At 54.9% G+C, this 14,666-nt stretch carries 12 protein-coding genes; 10 read left to right on the top strand and 2 right to left on the bottom strand.

Annotated features, from left to right (window positions below; genetic code table 11):
- Nucleotides 1-46: 46 nt before the first annotated feature.
- The 3 genes from patD to E5C26_RS18605 all read left to right on the top strand — a co-directional run bounded on the left by patD (nucleotide 47) and on the right by E5C26_RS18605 (nucleotide 4,658).
- The gene (patD, locus tag E5C26_RS18615) at nucleotides 47-1,471 is read left to right on the top strand and encodes an aminobutyraldehyde dehydrogenase (RefSeq protein WP_135317621.1); all 1,425 of its coding nucleotides are present in this window, start codon (nucleotides 47-49) and stop codon (nucleotides 1,469-1,471) included.
- Nucleotides 1,472-1,557: 86 nt separating this feature from the next.
- Nucleotides 1,558-3,474 carry an NAD(P)-binding protein gene (locus E5C26_RS18610; protein WP_135317620.1) on the top strand — a complete coding sequence of 639 codons (1,917 nt, stop codon included), beginning with the start codon at nucleotides 1,558-1,560 and terminating at the stop codon, nucleotides 3,472-3,474.
- Entirely contained in the window at nucleotides 3,471-4,658 is a 1,188-nt protein-coding gene (locus E5C26_RS18605) for a cytochrome c (RefSeq protein ID WP_135317619.1), read from the top strand. Before E5C26_RS18610 ends, E5C26_RS18605 begins: the two co-directional genes overlap by 4 nt.
- 34 nt (nucleotides 4,659-4,692) lie before the next feature.
- Here the strand turns inward: E5C26_RS18605 and hmpA are convergent, their stop codons facing one another.
- The gene (gene hmpA / locus E5C26_RS18600; protein WP_135317618.1) at nucleotides 4,693-5,883 is read right to left on the bottom strand and encodes an NO-inducible flavohemoprotein; all 1,191 of its coding nucleotides are present in this window, start codon (nucleotides 5,881-5,883) and stop codon (nucleotides 4,693-4,695) included.
- A 372-nt stretch (nucleotides 5,884-6,255) separates the two neighbouring features.
- Between hmpA and glyA the strand changes: the two genes are divergently transcribed.
- The 5 genes from glyA (at nucleotide 6,256) to E5C26_RS18575 (ending at nucleotide 11,533) form a co-directional block, all read left to right on the top strand.
- Complete coding sequence (gene glyA / locus E5C26_RS18595) at nucleotides 6,256-7,509, top strand: serine hydroxymethyltransferase (RefSeq protein WP_135317617.1); 1,254 nt, start codon at nucleotides 6,256-6,258, stop codon at nucleotides 7,507-7,509.
- Nucleotides 7,510-7,788: 279 nt separating this feature from the next.
- Nucleotides 7,789-8,973 carry a NupC/NupG family nucleoside CNT transporter gene (locus tag E5C26_RS18590; protein ID WP_135317616.1) on the top strand — a complete coding sequence of 395 codons (1,185 nt, stop codon included), beginning with the start codon at nucleotides 7,789-7,791 and terminating at the stop codon, nucleotides 8,971-8,973.
- A gap of 76 nt (nucleotides 8,974-9,049) precedes the next feature.
- Nucleotides 9,050-9,793 (top strand): glutamine amidotransferase, encoded by a 744-nt coding sequence (locus E5C26_RS18585; protein WP_135317615.1) that lies wholly within the window; start codon nucleotides 9,050-9,052, stop codon nucleotides 9,791-9,793.
- 1 nt (nucleotide 9,794) lies between these two features.
- Nucleotides 9,795-10,223 (top strand): cytidine deaminase, encoded by a 429-nt coding sequence (gene cdd / locus E5C26_RS18580; RefSeq protein ID WP_135317614.1) that lies wholly within the window; start codon nucleotides 9,795-9,797, stop codon nucleotides 10,221-10,223.
- A gap of 158 nt (nucleotides 10,224-10,381) precedes the next feature.
- On the top strand, nucleotides 10,382-11,533 hold the full coding sequence (locus E5C26_RS18575; RefSeq protein ID WP_135317613.1) for a 3-phenylpropionate MFS transporter: 1,152 nt from the start codon (nucleotides 10,382-10,384) through the stop codon (nucleotides 11,531-11,533).
- Here the strand turns inward: E5C26_RS18575 and csiE are convergent.
- Nucleotides 11,530-12,795, bottom strand: a complete 1,266-nt coding sequence (gene csiE, locus E5C26_RS18570; RefSeq protein ID WP_135317612.1) for a stationary phase inducible protein CsiE — start codon at nucleotides 12,793-12,795, stop codon at nucleotides 11,530-11,532. The two genes, E5C26_RS18575 and csiE, sit on opposite strands and share 4 nt — an antisense overlap.
- A gap of 144 nt (nucleotides 12,796-12,939) precedes the next feature.
- On the opposite strand from csiE, the gene E5C26_RS18565 reads away from it, so the two are divergent.
- Both E5C26_RS18565 and E5C26_RS18560 read left to right on the top strand, forming a co-directional pair.
- On the top strand, nucleotides 12,940-13,608 hold the full coding sequence (locus E5C26_RS18565) for a DUF1007 family protein (protein WP_135317611.1): 669 nt from the start codon (nucleotides 12,940-12,942) through the stop codon (nucleotides 13,606-13,608).
- Nucleotides 13,599-14,621 (top strand): nickel/cobalt transporter, encoded by a 1,023-nt coding sequence (locus E5C26_RS18560; RefSeq protein WP_135317610.1) that lies wholly within the window; start codon nucleotides 13,599-13,601, stop codon nucleotides 14,619-14,621. The genes E5C26_RS18565 and E5C26_RS18560 overlap by 10 nt, the downstream gene beginning before the upstream one ends.
- The last annotated feature ends 45 nt before the right edge of the window (nucleotides 14,622-14,666 follow it).

Below are 14,666 nucleotides of genomic sequence, written 5' to 3'. Positions count from 1 at the left end.
CTCTTGACCCTAATGCGTACCAGACATCTTATAAAAGGATAATCCTATGCAAAGCCAACTGTTGATTAACGGCCAACTGGTGACCGGCCAGGGCGCGTTGTTGCCGGTGTATAACCCGGCAACCGGAGAGGTAGTGGTGCAGGTGGCTGAAGCCAGTGCAGAGCAGGTCGATCAGGCGGTGCTGGCGGCCGACGCCGCATTTGAACACTGGGGGCAGACCACGCCGAAGGAGCGTGCTGAACACCTGCTGAAGCTGGCGGATTTGATCGACAGCCATGCGGAAACCTTCGCTCGTCTGGAATCGATTAACTGCGGTAAACCCTATCACTGTGTGCTGAATGATGAACTGCCGGGTGTGGCCGACGTCTTTCGCTTTTTCGCCGGAGCCAGCCGTTGTTTGAGCGGGTTGGCGGCCGGGGAATATCTGGCGGGACACACCTCGATGATCCGCCGCGACCCCTTGGGCGTGGTTGCCTCGATTGCCCCCTGGAATTACCCGTTGATGATGGCGGCGTGGAAGCTGGCTCCGGCGCTGGCGGCAGGTAACTGCGTAGTGCTTAAGCCGTCTGAGCAGACCCCGTTGACCACCTTCAAGCTGGCCGAGCTGGCCGCCGGGCTGTTCCCGCCGGGCGTACTTAACGTGTTGTTTGGCCGTGGTGTCAGCGTCGGTGACCGGCTGACCGGCCATAGCAAAGTGCGCATGGTGTCGCTGACCGGCTCAATCGCCACCGGCGAACATATTATTGGCCATACCGCATCCGGCATTAAGCGCACCCATATGGAGCTGGGGGGCAAGGCGCCGGTGCTGGTGTTTGACGACGCTGACCTGCAACAGGTGGTGGAAGGGATCCGCAGCTTTGGTTTCTACAACGCCGGTCAGGACTGTACCGCCGCCTGTCGCATTTACGCGCAAAAAGGCATTTATCCTCAGTTGGTGAAGGCGTTGGGCGAGGCCATCGGCAGCCTGAAGATTGGCCCGCCGGAAGAGGCCAGCAGCGAACTGGGCCCGTTGATTACCGCTCAGCACCTGGAGCGGGTGGTGGGGTTTGTCGAGCGAGCCAAGGCGTTGCCGCATGTGCAGGTGGTAACCGGTGGTGAGCGGGTTAACGGCCCCGGCTACTATTTCCAGCCGACGCTGTTGGCCGGTGCCCGCCAGGAGGATGAAATCGTGCAGCGTGAAGTGTTCGGGCCGGTGGTGACCGTCACGCCGTTCGACGATGAGGCGCAGGTGCTGGCCTGGGCCAACGAGTCTGACTACGGGCTGGCGTCGTCACTGTGGACCCGGGACGTGGGGCGGGCACACCGTCTGAGCGCCCGTTTGCAATATGGTTGCACCTGGGTGAATACCCATTTCATGCTGGTGAGCGAGATGCCGCACGGTGGCCAAAAGTTGTCCGGCTACGGCAAGGATATGTCGATGTACGGCCTGGAAGATTACACCGCTATCCGCCATGTAATGTTTAAACATTGATTTATCAGGTTTTATCTGCAAAATAACGCGGCTTTCAGACCGGCTCCGGCCGGTCTGATGATAATAAGAACAGAAGGAAGCCAATTATGAGCATCACCAGACGCGATTTTCTTAATGGGGTGGCGATCACCATCGCCGCCGGATTAACGCCGATGCAGATCCTGCGCGCATCGCCGCAAACCGCCAATCAAACCCTCTATTACCCGCCGACGCTGACCGGGCTGCGCGGCAACCATCCCGGCTCGTTTGAGCATGCTCATCAACTGGGGCGTGACGGCAAGGCCTTCGATTTTGCCGCAGTGCCCGCTACCGAAGAGTTCGATCTGGTGGTGGTCGGTGCCGGTATCAGCGGCCTGGCCGCGGCCTGTTTCTGGCAGCAAATGAAAGGTCAGCAACAGCGTATTTTGCTGATCGACAACCATGATGACTTCGGCGGCCATGCCAAGCGTAATGAATTCAGCAGCGAAAATGGCACCATTCTCGGCTACGGCGGCAGCGAGTCGCTGCAGTCGCCGCGCTCCAATTTCAGCCCGGTGGCGATGGGGCTGCTGCAAAAGCTGGGCGTCAGCATCGACAACCTGGAAAAAGCTTTCGATAAAACCTTCTACCCGGATCTTAACCTGAGTCGCGGCGTCTATTTCGATCGCAAAAACTTCGGCGTCGACAAAGTGGTGAACGGTGATCCTGGCCGTATGGTGGCGGATGATATTCCCCGTGACCGCCTCAATGGCCGTTCCTACGAGGCCTTTATCGGTGATTTCCCGCTGCCGGAAAGCGATCGCCAGGCACTGATCGCACTGCACACGGTGGATAAGGATTACCTGCCGGACATGAGCCAGGAGCAGAAAAGCGAATGGCTCGACAAGCACAGCTATACCGAGTTCCTGCGTGACAAGGTCGGCCTGAGTGAAATGGCGATCCGCTATTTCCAACAAACCACCAGTGACTTCCAGGCGGTGGGCATCGACGCCACTTCTTGCAGCGATGCGCGTATCTGCGATCTGCCAGGTCTGAACGGCATGAACCTGCCGCCGTTGGATGAAGAGTCACAGGCGGATCTCGACGATCCTTACGTGTTCCACTTCCCGGATGGCAACGCCACGCTGACACGTTTAATGGTCCGTCATTTGATCCCGGCGGTAGCGCCAGCCGGTAAGGACATGAATGACATCGTGCTGGCAAAGTTCGACTACAGCCAGCTGGATCGCGCAGAGTCACCGGTCAAACTGCGGTTGAACAGCACCGGATTGCACGCGGCCAACGTCGGCGACAAGGTCGAAGTGACCTACCTGACCGGAGAGAAAATGACCAAGGTGCGCGCCGGGCAGGTAGTGATGGCCGGCTACAACATGATGATCCCTTATCTGGTGCCGGAAATGTCGCCTGAACAGCAACAGGCGCTGAAGCAGAACGTTAAGTCGCCGCTGGTGTACAGCAAAGTGGTGATCCGTAACTGGCAGTCGTTTATTAAACTGGGCGTGCATGAAGTTTACTCGCCGACGGCACCTTATTGTCGTGTGAAGCTCGATTATCCGGTGAGCATGGGCGGCTATCAGCACCCGCGCGATCCGAACCAGCCGATTGGCCTGCACATGGTGTATGTGCCGACGCTGGCGGGCAGCGGGTTAAGCCCGCGTGAACAGTCGCGCAAGGGCCGTGCCTTGTTGTTGGGCACGCCGTTTGAAGTGCATGAGCAGATGATCCGCGAACAGTTGCAGGGCATGCTGGGTTCCGCAGGCTTTGATCATCAGCGCGATATCGTGGCGATCACCGTTAACCGTTGGTCGCACGGCTATTCCTACTTCCTCAACGGGTTGTTTGACGACGAGGACGAGGCGAAGAAAATCATTGAAACGGCACGTAAGCCGATCGGCAAAATCGTGATTGCCAACTCGGATTCCGACTGGAGCCCATACGCCAACTCGGCGATCGACCAAGCGTGGCGTGCGGTTAATGAACTGGCTTTCGGCCATGTTCCCGCTGCCGCCAAGGAGGGAGCATGAGCATGCGTTCACTGTATTTACTGACCTTACTGGCGGCGGGGGGCTCGGCGCAGGCGATGTCGGCCGGGGAATATGTCGCCAGGGCTGGTGACTGTACCGCCTGCCATACCACACCGGGTGGCGCGCTGTTTGCCGGTGGCATGAAGTTCCCTACGCCGCTTGGCAATATTTACGCCACCAACATTACGCCGGACAAACAGCAGGGCATCGGTGCCTATTCCTTTGACGAGTTTGACCGTGCGATGCGCCAGGGGATCGCCAAAGATGGCCATCGACTGTATCCGGCGATGCCGTACACCTCTTACGCCAAAATGAACGCGGAAGATATGCGCGCGCTGTACGACTATCTGATGAAGGAAGTTCCGGCGCAGAACACCGCCAACCGCGCCAGTGATATCAGTTGGCCGCTGTCGATGCGTTGGCCGTTGGCAATATGGAACCAGCTGTTCCATGAGGATACGCCTTATCAACCGGACAGCAGCCAGAGTAGCGAGTGGAACCGTGGTGCCTATTTGGTGCAAGGGGCGGGGCACTGCGGCAGTTGCCATACGCCGCGCGGCTGGGCGATGCAGGAGAAAGGGCTGGACAGCAAGGATCCGGCCTTCCTGAGCGGTGCCGAACTCGATGGCTGGTACGCTTCAGGATTGCGCGGGCTTAAACAGGGTGAAGTGGTAGCCTTGCTGAAAAGCGGGCGTAGCCAACATGCGGCAGTCGCAGGGCCGATGAGTGAAGTGGTTAGCAACAGCACGCAATATCTTACCGACGGCGATTTGAGCGCCATTGCCACTTACCTGCACAGTCTGGCGGCAGAGAAACCGCCGGTGGAGAAACCCGTTGCCATGGCGGTCGACAATTGGCAAGCGGGGCAACGCACCTATGCCATGTACTGTTCAACCTGCCACGGTAACAAAGGCGAGGGCAGCGACAACACCATTCCGGCACTGGCCGGTAACGCAACGGTCACGGCGGAGAACCCGTTAACCGCGCTGCGCGTGGTGTTGGAAGGAGCACATACGCCGATCACCCAGCATGCAACTGCGCTCGCCATGCCGGGTTACGCCTGGACCTTGAACGACCAGCAGGCTGCCGATCTGATGAGTTATTTACGGGGAAGCTGGGGCAACCAGGCGGCACCGGTCACGGCGCAGCAGGTAAAAGAGACACGCAAGCTGGCGGAGAAATAACGAAAGGGCGCGGTAACAGGCCGCGCCCTTTCAATTACATGACCTTGTGCGGCCCGAAGCATTCATAGTGGATGCGATCGGCCTCTACGCCCATCTCCAGCAGTTGGCTGGCCACAGACTGCATAAACGGCAGCGGCCCACAGAAGTAGTAATGCATCTGCGGCGTGGCAAGCGTTTCGCGCAGAGCACTGAGGTTCATCAGGCCACGGCTCTGGTAGTCGCGGCCTGCCACATCATCGGCGCCCGGTTGGTTGTACCACACGTGACGGCTCAGATTCGGCATGCGGCCGGCAATATCCGCCACTTCATCGGCAAAAGCGTGAACGCTGCCGTTTTCCGCTGCGTGCAGCCAGTGCACATCCGCCGGGTGTTGGTTATCGTGCAGAGTGTGGAGCATGCCAAGCATCGGCGTTTGGCCGACACCGGCGGAGATCAGTGCCACCGGGGTTTCCGGCTGCGCTTCGAGGAAGAAATCCCCGTGCGGCGGGGCGATATAAATTACGTCGCCTTCTTTGGCCTGCTGGTGCAGGAAGTTCGAAACTTTACCCTGCTCCTCTCGTTTCACCGCAATGCGATAGTATTCGCCGTTCGGTGAGGTGGTCAGTGAGTATTGGCGAATTTCCTGATTTTCCATGCTGTCGTGCTTGATGTAGACCGCCAGGTATTGGCCAGGTTTGAAGTCGATGACCTTGCCACCGTCAACCGGCGCCAATACGAAACTGCAAATCACTTCGCTCTGTGGCTGTTTTTTGACGATGCGGAATGCTCGTCGATCGCGCCAGCCACCCTCGGCAGTTTCGCTGGCCTGGTAAATCTGACCTTCGCGCTGGATAAATACGTCCGCCAACACCCCGTAGGCTTTGCCCCAGGCGTCCAGCACTTCCTGGCCCGGGCTGAACATTTCATCCAGTGTGGCAATCAGATGGCTGCCGACAATTCGATACTGATCCGGGCGAATATTCAGGCTGGTATGCTTTTGGGCGATGCGTTCCACCGCAGGCAACAGCGCCGCCAGATTCTCGATATTCACGGCATAGGCGCAGATGGCATCGAACAGGGCCTGACGCTGATCGCCATTGCGCTGGTTGTTCATGTTGAACACATCTTTTAACTCGGGATTATGCTCGAACATGCGATCGTAGAAGTGGGCGGTCAGCTTTGGCCCGGTAGCGGCCAGCAGGGGAATGGTAGATTTTACGGTGGCGATGGTTTGGCTATCCAGCATGGTGGCGCTCCTTGGTCGGACATTATTGGAATATTGTAATGATGTATTTAAAATGCATCTTTGTGTTTGAACGCATCCTAACGGTTTCTGCCGAGGCTGTAAATACCCCTGTTTTTCTTGCGGAGTCGGCTAGCGGCGATCCCGCTCACAGAACATGAAAAAACCGCATCCTCAGCATGAGTAAAAGTCGGTTGTCTAATGGGGTGCTTTATCGGATCAAAGCCTTGCCGCGCCTAATGCCAATCGTTTGCGTAAAAACCTCTGTCAAGACCTATCCTCGGTGGGGCGAAACAGTTTACACTGTGGCCCAGAACCCGAACGGGTAGTTATTTGGTGATTTTTTAGTTAGCTGATTTAGTCAGGAGAAGCCGGATGTTAAAGCGTGAAATGAACATTGCTGATTACGATGCCGAACTGTGGCGTGCAATGGAGCAAGAAGTTGTGCGTCAGGAAGAGCACATTGAGCTGATTGCGTCTGAGAACTACACCAGCCCGCGCGTAATGCAGGCTCAGGGCTCCCAGTTGACCAACAAATACGCTGAAGGTTATCCGGGCAAGCGTTATTACGGCGGCTGCGAATATGTGGATATCGTTGAGCAACTGGCCATCGACCGCGCAAAAGAGCTGTTCGGCGCAGATTATGCCAACGTCCAGCCGCACTCAGGTTCCCAGGCGAACTTCGCCGTCTATACCGCGCTGCTGCAGCCGGGCGACACCATTCTGGGCATGAACCTGGCGCACGGCGGCCACCTGACCCACGGTTCACCGGTCAACCTGTCTGGCAAGCTGTATAACGTGGTGCCTTACGGCATCGACGAAAAAGGTCAAATCGATTACGAAGATCTGGCGAAACAGGCCCAGACTCATAAACCAAAAATGATCATCGGTGGCTTCTCTGCCTTCTCCGGTATCGTTGATTGGGCAAAAATGCGCGAAATCGCTGACAGCATCGGCGCTTACCTGTTCGTTGACATGGCGCACGTAGCGGGCCTGATCGCCGCCGGCGTTTATCCGAACCCGGTCCCTCACGCACACATCGTGACCACCACCACCCACAAAACCCTGGCAGGTCCGCGCGGCGGCCTGATCCTGGCGAAAGGCGGTGATGAAGATCTGTATAAAAAGCTGAACTCCGCTGTGTTCCCTGGCGGCCAGGGCGGCCCGCTGATGCACGTGATCGCCGGTAAAGCGGTGGCGCTGAAAGAAGCGATGGAGCCTGAGTTCAAAATTTACCAGCAGCAAGTGGCCGATAACGCCAAAGCTATGGTGGAAGTGGTGCTGGAGCGCGGCTACAAAGTGGTTTCCGGCGGTACCCATAACCATCTGTTCCTGCTGGATCTGGTGGATAAGAACCTGACCGGTAAAGAAGCTGACGCTGCCCTGGGCCGCGCCAACATCACCGTGAACAAAAACAGCGTGCCAAACGATCCCAAGAGCCCGTTCGTCACCTCCGGTGTGCGTATCGGTACTCCGGCAGTGACCCGTCGCGGCTTCAAAGAAGCTGATGTGCGTGAACTGGCCGGCTGGATCTGTGACGTGTTGGACAACATCAACGATGAAGCCACCATCGAACGCACCAAGAAGAAAGTACTGGATATCTGCGCCCGCCTGCCGGTTTACGCATAATTTCCATTGCTGTAAAAAACGCTGAGGCGTCAGGCCGGTCACTTGGGTGACCGGCTTTTTTTATCTTTTTGCGAGGGTTATAGACCGAAAGTCGTATATATGTTTCTGCCCTTAATATTGGATATTAATATGTTTAATAAAAACAGGTTGTGATACTTATCGACTTTTAATTAATTGCAGATTTTTGAGAGCCTGTTATGTGATGTGAGTCTATATGATTGTTATTTACTCTCATGGTATACCTTAATAAAGGACGGTTATTATACTATGGAGTGTCGTATGACGCAGGTGATTCACTTTATCCTCTCTTGTCTGTTAGTGACGGTAATGGCCTTGCTGGTAAGCCATAACCGAAAGTTAATTAAAGTCCGCTATATTATTCAGCTGTTGGTGATAGAGGTATTACTTGCCTGGCTGTTCCTGCGTTCTGATATTGGCACCGGATTTACCGCCCAGGTCTCTACGGTGTTCAACGGGTTGATGCTGTTTGCCGGTGAAGGCACTGACTTTTTATTCGGTGGAATGCGGGCGCAAGGATTGGCATTCTTCTTTCTTAATGTGTTATGCCCCATTATTTTTATTTCTGCATTAATCGGTATTATTCAGCACATCAATTTATTGCCGGTTATCATTCGGGTGGTGGGGACGGTATTATCCAAAGTCAATGGCATGGGCAAGCTGGAGTCTTTTAATGCCGTCAGCGCATTATTACTGGGGCAGTCAGAGAACTTTATCGTTTATAAAGACGTGCTGGGCAAGATGTCCGAAAACCGTATCTACACTATGGCTGCCACCGCGATGTCAACCGTCTCGGTTTTTATGGTCGGTGCCTATATTAATATGGTCGATGCCCGCTATGTCGTAGTGTCATTGATTCTGAATATGTTTAGCACCTTTATCGTGCTTTCACTGATTAATCCTTATCGTGTCGATTTGGAGGAAGAGGTTCAGATGCAGGATCTGCATCGTGGACAAAGCCTGTTTGAAATGCTGGGTGAATATATTCTTGCCGGCTTTAAGGTTGCAGTAATCATTGCGGCCATGCTGCTGGGCTTTATTGCCCTGATTGCCGCCATCAACGCGTTGTTTAGCAGCCTGTTCGGCATCAGCTTTCAGGGGCTGCTGGGCTATCTGCTTTATCCTTTTGCCTGGGTTCTTGGCGTGCCGGCCCATGAGGCGCAGCAGGTCGGCAGTATCATGGCGACCAAGATTGTCGCCAACGAGTTCGTTGCCATGACTGACCTGCAACAGATTAAAGCCGCGTTGTCGCCACGTGCCGAAGGGATCCTGTCGGTCTTCCTGATCTCCTTCGCCAACTTCACTTCGGTGGGCATTGTGGCGGGGGCGATTAAAGCGCTGAACGAGGAGCAGGGCAATGTGGTTTCCCGTTTCAGTCTGAAACTTTTGTATGGCTCAACGTTGGTGAGTTTCTTATCAGCAGCAGTAGCGGGATTAGTCATTTAAACCCTCTGTAAAACTCGATTGAGGAAAATTGATTCCCGGCGGAATTTAAAATTAACCGACATAAGGAAGTGTTGTAATGAAGATTTTGTTTATTGGTGAGTCATGGCATATTCACATGATCCATTCCAAAGGCTTTGACAGTTTTACCTCGAGTAAATATGAAGAGGGGGCAGACTATCTGTTGTCCTGCTTACGCAGTTCTGGTATTTCCATCGACTACATGCCGGCGCATACCGTACAAACCGCCTTTCCACAAACGTTGGACGAACTGCTAATTTATGATGCTGTGGTGATTAGCGATATCGGTAGCAACACCTTCTTATTACAAAATAAAACCTTTTATCGAATGGAGGTAATGGCCAATGCCCTGTCGCTGATAAAAGACTATGTCGCCATGGGGGGCGGGGCGTTAATGATAGGCGGTTATCTTTCCTTTACCGGCATAGAAGCAAAGGCAAATTATAAAAACACTATTCTTGCCGAAGTATTACCGGTTGAAATGTTAGACCACGACGACCGCGTTGAATTACCACAAGGCTGTAAACCTCTCACTCTTAACAAGAGTCACGAGATCACTCATGGGCTAAATGAATGGCCGCCTTTACTAGGCTATAACAAATTTACGGCCAAGCCCGGCAGCGAAACCCTGGCGGAGATTAACGGCGATCCTTTGTTGGTGGTTGGTAAATATCAGAAAGGCCATGTTGCCTGTTTTGCCAGTGACTGTTCCCCCCATTGGGGCGGGCCGCAATTTATGCAATGGGAGAACTATAGCGGCTTCTGGTGCAATTTAATGAATTCAATCAAAAGGAGAAATTGAAATGGATGACAAAGTCAGGATCCAGGAAATGATCGCTGTCGCCTCTCAGGCCAGGGCGTTTTCCTATGCGCCTTATTCCAACTTTACCGTGGGCGCGGCATTAATCACCAAGAGCGGCAAGGTGTTCACCGGGTGTAATGTCGAATCCGTCTCTTATTCGCCCACCACCTGTGCAGAACGCGTTGCTATCCTGAAAGCGGTCTCCGAAGGTGAGCGCAGTTTTGAGATGATTGTGGTGATCGGCGGCCCCAGAGTGGGTGAAAGCAAGGCTAAAGGCTATTCCGGGCCCTGTGGCGTATGTCGCCAAATGATTTATGAGTTCGGCAAGGATACCCAGATCATTATCGCCAACAGCCTGGATGAGTACTATGTGCATGATATCTCAGAGCTGTTACCGTTAGGATTCGGTCCGGATCATTTACTGGGTTAGCCGGAAGATTTTCCGTCGTCAGGGCGCTGTAAGTGAACTGCGCCCTGATTGTGAGGCTCAAACTGTGAGCTGCTTTGCAGTCTATCCCTTTGAACATGAATGAACATTGCTAGCCAGTGTGAGCTCTGTCAAAGTATCGCCCTCACACCGGAGGGATCATGGTTCTGCAATCTACGCGTTGGCTAGCTCTCAGTTATTTCACCTACTTCTTTTCTTACGGCATCTTCTTACCCTTTTGGGGCGTTTGGTTAAAAGGTGAGGGCATACCGCCTGAAACCATCGGTATTTTGCTTGGTGCCGGTCTGGTTGCACGTTTCCTCGGTAGTTTGTTGATTGCTCCCCGGGTAAAAGATCCCTCTCATCTGGTGACGGCACTGCGCCTGTTAGCGTTGCTGACGTTGGCTTTTGCCATTGGGTTCTGTTTCGGCAACGGCTGGGGCTGGCTAATGCTGGTGATCGCCGGCTTCAACCTGTTCTTCTCGCCGCTGGTCCCGCTCACCGATGCGTTGGCCGGCACCTGGCAAAAACAAATCACCCTGGATTACGGCCGGGTCCGGTTATGGGGCTCGCTGGCGTTTGTGATTGGTTCGGCGTTGACCGGCCAAATGGTTTCCGTCTGGGGCCATAACGCTATCCTCTACAGCCTGATAGTCAGCATACTGGCGATGCTGTTGGGCATGATGCTCAAACCGAGCGTGATGCCGCAGGGGGAAGCGCGCACCCACAACGAAACCGAGCGTTCTTTGTGGGAGATGCTTAAGGAAGGGCCAGTCTGGCGCTTCCTGCTGTGCGTAACGCTGTTGCAGGGCGCGCATGCCGGCTATTACAGTTTCGGTTCTATCTACTGGCAGGAGGCGGGCTACTCGGCTGCGACCATTGGCTACTTGTGGTCGCTGGGCGTGGTGGCGGAAGTGATTATTTTCGCCAGCAGTAATTTCCTGTTCCGTCGCTGGAATGCGCGCAATCTGCTGCTGCTCTCTGCCTGCTGCGGAATACTGCGCTGGAGCCTGATGGCCAGTAGCACCGAGTTAGGGTGGCTGCTGGTGATCCAAATTCTGCACTGTGGCACCTTTACCGTTTGCCACCTGGCAGCGATGCGTTTTATCGCCGCGCGCAAGGGGCCGGAAGTGATCAGGCTGCAGGCAGTTTATTCAGCGCTGGCGATGGGCGGCGGCATTGCGATTATGACGGTGATTGCCGGCTTCCTGTTTGAGCATCTGCAAGGCGGGGTGTTCTGGGTGATGGCGGCAGTGGCATTGCCGGCGTTGTTTATCCGCCCGCCGGCCGTGGCGGTCAATAATAACCGTTAAGAGGTTTCCAGCAGCGCACGGATGGCTTTGCGCTGCTGGCGCTCTAGCGGTAACTCGGTATAAATCAGCGGCGGCTGCGGCGCACCGTGCTCCATGGCATAAGGGGTGATCACCAGGGTGACCCCCTGTGGCGCGCCAGAATGCAGATAGTCGCGCAGCGGCAAATACTTGATATTCAGCGGCAATAGCGTTAATTCGCGGATCTGATATTCCACTTCTTCTTCCAATTGCGGGTTGTCCAGCGTCAGCAATAACACCTGCTTTTCCTGCAACGCATTGCCCTGCATCAACCAGGCACCGAAACTGATGGCGACCAGCCCGGCTTCCTCGCTGGAGAAATGAATACCGTATTCCTGTTCGAGTGGTTCCAGTGCCTCCTGAGCGGTGCGCATCAGGCGTGGATACTTGCGTTCAACTTCTTCCAGCAAGGTGTTATCGATACCAATCTCAAAGCGACAGCGTTCAACCGCGGGGGCCAGATGGGCGAACAGCTGGCTGATCAAATCCTCTTTACTGCTGAAAGTCATGCCGGAAATCTGTTGAAAGCGCTCGACCATATTTTCAATCGCTGCCATCAATCGCAGATCTTCCGCTGAGTCATTGCTGTGGTAGCTGTGATTTTTCAACAGGGTGAACATCAGCAGCAGAAAATCGCTTTCGCTGGCTTCGGGGCGAAGGGCAAACAGCTGATTCAAGGATTGATGCAGCAAACCCACCGCCTGATGCTCCGGTTTCTGATGCAGCCAGTCACGTTGGACGGGGCTGAATGTCGGGTGCCGCTGGCGCTGTGTCTCCCATGCGCAGTAGCGCAAGAAGTGCTGGAGGAACTGGCGATCACGCCGATCAAAGCTGCAGTTGATCAGCGTTTCATACTCTCTGATGCACTGTTCCAACTGTGGTGTCAGGTCGGTGCTCACTCCCAGAGCCTGCTGTAGCCAGCGAGAAAAATGTTGATCGATAAAGTCCGGGCTGCAGCGCAGGGCTCTTCGCAGCCAATGGAGCAGGCAGAGGCGTTGATTGAGTGCGCTGCCCCTGATCCGGTAACCCTCATCGGGGTTACCGTCGATCTCCAGATGGTGGAAACGCTGGATTTCACTGGCAACCTCGGCTATATCTTGCCGGGTAACCGGGGGGGAAACGCCATTAATTTGGCTGATAGTCTCCAGTTGTACTGCGGGCACCGGCGCATACAACATCAATAACAGATGGCAGCGTCGTTGTTGACCGGAGAGCTCAGGCACGGGGGCAGTGTCCAGGCTCATATCACCTTCGGGCAGGTAACGTTTAAATTATGAATAAGCATAGCAAAAGGTGATGCGCGGCGCGGCAACGGCACCCGGTTTTACTTCGGCTTACAACTTTCGTCACAATTATTGGGCGGAAACGCGGTGGTTGAGGAACGGTTGATGTTACTTTATAACAATAATGAGTATCGTTTGATGATGAAGTTACGTTTTATTCTGGCCGGTTTTTTAATGCTTTTCAGCGTCGGCGCTACCGCACACCCGCACAGTTTTATTGATATGAACACCACCTTTGTGGCGAAGGATCAACAGCTGGTCGGTTTGAAAATGGTTTGGGTTATGGATGAAATCACCTCGGCAGATCTGCTCTACGATGCAGAAAATGCCAAACAAGACTCGGAAATATGGAAAAAGCTGGCGGCGCAAGTGATGGCCAATGTCCTGGGTCAACACTATTTCACGGATGTCTATCGCGACGGCAAGCCGGTGAAATACCTGAATCTGCCAACGGAATACCACCTGTCGCGCCAGGGGCATCAGGCGGTACTGGAGTTTGTCCTGCCGCTGGCCGAGCCGCAGCCGCTGGCGGGCAAGCCGTTTGAGATCTCCACCTACGATCCCACCTATTTTGTAGATATGACCTATAAAGATAAAACGGCACTGCATCTGCCGCCGGAGATGGCTTCGCAGTGCCAATTCAAACTGATGACGCCCAAGCCAGACTCCTCTTTACAGGCTTACGCATTGTCCCTCGATAAAAACGATTTACCCGGCGAAGATATGGCGCTGGGGCAGCAGTTCGCCCAGCGGGTCAGCCTGCAATGTCAATAAACCTCAGCCAACACAGGCCGCGTAAGCGACACTGGGCTTTCAGCCTGTGGCCGTTACTGCTGTTTGCGCTGTTACTGGCGCTGAGCGCGCAGTTGGCGTGGCACTATTGGCCGCAATTACTGATGCAAAGCGTGGTGTGGCAGAAAGGGCTGCACCTGCAGTTGGCGGGCCTGTTGCAGCAGGTAAAAGCGGCACCGCAGCAGGCCGGACTGGCGCTGATGTTGTTCAGCCTGAGTTATGGCGTGCTGCATGCCCTTGGCCCCGGCCACGGTAAAGTGGTGATTGCCACCTACCTGGCCACCCATCCGGCGCGGTTGAAAAGCAGCCTGAAACTGACCTTTGCGGCGTCGTTGGTGCAGGGACTGGTAGCGATCGCGCTGGTGACGTTGATGCTGGTGGTACTGCAACTGTCGTCCCGGCAACTGCATCAGAGCAGTTTCTGGCTGGAGAAGGGCAGTTTTATTCTGGTGATGCTGCTCGGGGTGTTGCTGAGCTGGCGAGCGCTGAAGCGTTTGTATTATGCGGTGAGAGCCATGCGTCCGTCGCCAGCGCTGCGAATCAACAGCCTGCAACCGCTGCCGGCGGATCACGTTCACAGTGAGCATTGCGGCTGTGGTCACCGCCATATGCCGAGCGACAGCGAACTGCAGGCGGGCAGTGACTGGCGTACACAGACTGCCATCGTGTTGGCGATGGGAATGCGGCCGTGCTCGGGCGCAATACTGGTGTTGCTGTTTTCCAAAGTGATTGGCGTGTTTGTCTGGGGCGTTTTCTCGGCGTTGGCCATGGCGCTGGGCACCTCACTGACCATCTCATTGTTGGCCCTGATGGTGCACTACAGTCGCCGATTGGCGGTACGTCTCAGCCAATCACGTGCACCTGCGGCCTGGAGCGCGGTGGCCTGGGGTTCGCTGGCGCTGGCCGGTGGCATGATTCTGCTGTTCGCCGGGTTGCTGCTGTATCTCACTGCCCAGTCGGAGTTTATCGGCGGCATCCGGCCTTTCTCCCGCTGACAGGCATAAAAAAAACGCTGCAATAAATTGCAGCGCTTTTTCTTT

This window comes from Serratia proteamaculans (assembly GCF_004684015.1).
Lineage (GTDB): Bacteria > Pseudomonadota > Gammaproteobacteria > Enterobacterales > Enterobacteriaceae > Serratia > Serratia proteamaculans_F.
The sequence above is the reverse complement of the archived record's forward strand: the minus strand, read 5'-3'. Positions and strand labels throughout refer to the sequence as shown.